Origin of the sequence: Xenorhabdus aichiensis (genome assembly GCF_028598775.1) — a bacterium.
GTDB classification, from domain to species: domain Bacteria; phylum Pseudomonadota; class Gammaproteobacteria; order Enterobacterales; family Enterobacteriaceae; genus Xenorhabdus; species Xenorhabdus bovienii.
Genome location: NZ_JAQRFO010000020.1, coordinates 17869 through 21656, shown reverse-complemented (window position 1 = coordinate 21656; position 3788 = coordinate 17869). Strand labels below are relative to the sequence as shown.

Here is a 3788-nt window from a genome sequence, read left to right as displayed (position 1 = left end):
AATGATTGGTTTTCTATTTCCCGGCCAAGGTTCGCAGAGGCGAGGAATGGGGGAAGAATTGTTCGATGAAGTGCCAGAGTATTCGATCCTTGAGCCGCAGATAGACGCGATTGTCGGCTACTCAATGCGCCGACTCTGTCAAGAAGACACCGACAATAGATTGAGAGAAACACAATTTACCCAGCCCTGTCTCTATGTGACCAATGCGCTGCATTACTACAAAACAATTCGTGAGGGACGATCCCCCAGATATCTGGCGGGTCACAGTTTAGGTGAATATAACGCATTGCTGGCGGCAGGTGCCTTTGATTTTATGACTGGACTGAGACTGGTCAAAAAACGCGGCGAACTGATGTCACAAGCAAAAAATGGCGGTATGGCGGCTATTCTTGGCTTACCCGCCAGCCTTATCAAACAGGTATTAAAAGACAGTGAATTAAATAGTATTGATATTGCTAATTTTAATTCACCCTCGCAGACCGTCATTTCTGGCTCATTGGGCGATATCCAGCAATCCATCCCGCTGCTTGAACGTGCAGGAGCCAAAACCTGTCTGCCCTTACCCGTGAGCAAAGCATTTCACTCACACTACGTGGCCGATACTGCAACTGAATTCGCTGACTTTCTGGCACCACTGAACTTCATGGCACCTAAAATTCCCGTGATTTCAAATGTTACCGCCTCCCCTTATCCAATAGATAATGCCTCTGAATCCATCAAATCATTATTAGTCAGACAAATCACCCATTCTGTGAACTGGATGCAAAGTATCCAATTCCTAATCAATAAAGGAGTCACCCAATTTCATGAAATTGGCCCTGGCCATGTATTGACAAAACTGATGCAACAGATCCAACAGCAGCAAACTACTGAAGAACTATTAAACATAGCATAGCAAGACAGCCTCAAGGATGAGGCTAATTGCCGCAGCCAGCAAAGCGGCAACTTGAAAAATGAAGAAAATAGCTTTTATCATCCTCACAAACAGTATATTGACAGTTAATTTTTACTAACCTATTATGTTTGTGCGAATTTTGAACGCAGATAAAAATTTCAGCATTATCTGGCACATGTAAGAGACAAGTTTTTAACCAAGAAGAATATGAAGATAAAATTGCCGATAAAGATAGCGTTAATATCATAGGTAAAATATTTTGGTATTCAGTGATTGATTATTAAGGTCTTGAAATGGAAAATTTTAAACTAAAACTTAAGCACCACGTTGAACATGTCAAAAATGCAGGTGAACATTGCGCTACTGAAGAAACAACCAAACAAGCTTTAATACTGCCATTCTTAGATATACTTGGTTTTAGTCCATATGACCCACAAAAAGTAAAAGCCGAATATGGCGCTGACTTCCCTGGAGCAAAGGCTAATGAACGCGTTGATTATGCCTTATTCTGCCAAAGTGTTCCGGTCATGTTTATCGAAGCTAAAGGCTATAAGGAAAAAATAGAAAATCACTGCCCGCAACTGTCTCGTTATTTCAATTCCACCCCAGAAGTCACAATATCAGCTATCACCAATGGTCAAGAATGGCGTTTTTTTACCGACCTAAAACAAAAAAACGTCATGGACCCCACTCCCTTTTTACGCATTAGAATGGATGAAATCAGCGATGCTGATGCCAGCCAGTTATACAGATTCCGACATGATAAATTTAAACCAGAAGCGCTGCGTACTCTCGCCGAAGAGAGTGTTTATCTTTCTGCATTTACAAAAACGATAAGCTCAAGTTTACGAGATGTAGATAGTGAATTCGTCAAGTATGTGGCAAGCAAATCTAATGTGGAAAGACAGTTAAATCAAAGGTTCATTGAATCAATAACGCCACTCGTGAAACAAGCTGTTGAGAAATCAGTGAGTGCAATGGTTGTTTCAGGATTATCAAATAGACATACTCCGATTGATGAAATCCCCATTGATAAAGAACCTTCTGTCGAACATTCTGAACCGGATGAAATCGTAGATCCAAATAACCCAAATATCATAACAACAAAAAATGAATTAGCCCTGTTCGAGAAAATTAAGTCCATAATCGGCGAAGATATTGATATCCAATATAAAGATACTGAGTCTTATTTTGGAATACTTTATCAAGGTAAGTCACATAGATGGATTGTTAGATATTTTGATAAGAAAAACAAATCATATATTCAAATACCCATCGAATTAACTGAAATATTAATCAACGAAATATGCAGAGCTGGCTTAAACGTTAATAACTCAAGAATTTTTATAGAAACCCCAGAGGACATTTTACGAGTCACCGGGATCATTTTAGATTCTTTTGAGTATGCCAAAAATGATGAAAACTTCAGAAAAAAAACTTAGTCGCAAGTACCTTAGCCACCAAAATGGTGGCTCCCTCCTCTCCTGTCTGAGTACTTCCCGTCTTATATGCTTATATTAGAAATAATGATATAGCTCACATCATAGAAAAATTAATGAAAAAATAACATAGTTAAAATCAGAAACGGCGGTGCAGGAGCTCAACGAGACGCAGTGGACGAGACTGCTCACCTATCTTGACATCCGCAGAAAGGGCATTTGCGAGTGAAAACCTGTACAGTCTGGTGATAACCTGCCGAGACAATGATATCAATCCCTATAACTACTTCCGGTGCCTGTTTACTGCATTACCGAAACGCCATTCAAGCGAGTCTCTACTTGACCTGATGCCATGATATGTAGAAATCAATGAGGCTGAATAAGGTATTATTGGTTAATTAGGTGGTTACAAAGAAACAGCTATTACTTTCATAGTGAAAATATGTTGCCCCTCAGATAGAAACAAAAAGTAATTTAAACGAGTATATTTACTATAAGGACGCTGAAGCTGCTAAATTTAATTAATTTTATGGGAAAATCGTGATTAACATCACAATAATAAAACCAATAATTAGGTGCGAAATAACGGATGTATAACTATTATGAAAAAATGTATAACATCATTGAATTAATAAAAATCAAAATTTATTTTAAAATAAATTAAATATTAATGAATTTAAATTAAATTATTGGAAAAAGTCGATGACAAATATTTTACCAAATTTGGCTCATGAATTACCAGATATCATTTCCTTGGATCTATTGGATAAACAGCAAGATTTTTCACATAAAGCCCGCATTTTACTTTTATATGGTTCTAACAGAACACCTTCTTTTAGTCGTTTACTTGTCCAAGAAGCGGCTCTTTTACTGAATTCTCTAGGAGCAGAAACCAGAATCTTTGATCCCTTTTACCTCCCCTTACCAGATACTGCTGCTGACTCCCATAATAAAGTCGTTGAATTGCAACAATTGATGCAATGGTCAGAGGGTCAAGTCTGGTGCTCTCCAGAACATCACGGTTCCATTAGCGCAGTATTCAAATCACAATTAGATTGGGTCACATTGGAGACAAATCTTTCATGTCCTACGCAAGGTAAGACATTAGCAGTACTGCAAGTCAATGGAGGTGGGCAATCTTTTAACGTTGTTAATCAATTACGAACAATAGGCAGATATATGCGCATGTTCACTATCCCTAACCATTTATCTGTACCTCAAACTTTTCTTGAATTTGAAGAGACAGGTCGTATGAGAGCATCATCTTATTACAATAGACTTGTAGATGTTATGGAAGAATTACTCAAATTTACTCTAACATTACGCGACAAACGTCAATATTTTTTAGATAGATATTCAGAACGCCATAAATAATAAGGGTCTATCCTAAATAACTAAGATCATCTAGGATAGACCAATAATAAAATATTATAAGTTAAACATAGTTTCTTGTA

At 37.6% G+C, this 3788-nt stretch carries 4 protein-coding genes; all 4 read left to right on the top strand.

The window, feature by feature from the left end:
- The first annotated feature begins 1 nt into the window (after nt 1).
- The 4 genes from fabD to arsH all read left to right on the top strand — a co-directional run bounded on the left by fabD (nt 2) and on the right by arsH (nt 3708).
- On the top strand, nt 2-895 hold the full coding sequence (fabD, locus tag PSI22_RS10605; protein WP_273579719.1) for an ACP S-malonyltransferase: 894 nt from the start codon (nt 2-4) through the stop codon (nt 893-895).
- Between the two features lie 293 nt (nt 896-1188).
- Nucleotides 1189-2337 carry a type I restriction endonuclease gene (locus PSI22_RS10600; protein ID WP_273579718.1) on the top strand — a complete coding sequence of 383 codons (1149 nt, stop codon included), beginning with the start codon at nt 1189-1191 and terminating at the stop codon, nt 2335-2337.
- Nucleotides 2338-2579: 242 nt separating this feature from the next.
- Entirely contained in the window at nt 2580-2690 is a 111-nt protein-coding gene (locus tag PSI22_RS10595) for a transposase domain-containing protein (RefSeq protein WP_370689022.1), read from the top strand.
- A gap of 346 nt (nt 2691-3036) precedes the next feature.
- Nucleotides 3037-3708: an arsenical resistance protein ArsH gene (gene arsH / locus PSI22_RS10590; RefSeq protein ID WP_273579717.1), complete on the top strand. Its 672-nt coding sequence runs from the start codon at nt 3037-3039 to the stop codon at nt 3706-3708.
- The last annotated feature ends 80 nt before the right edge of the window (nt 3709-3788 follow it).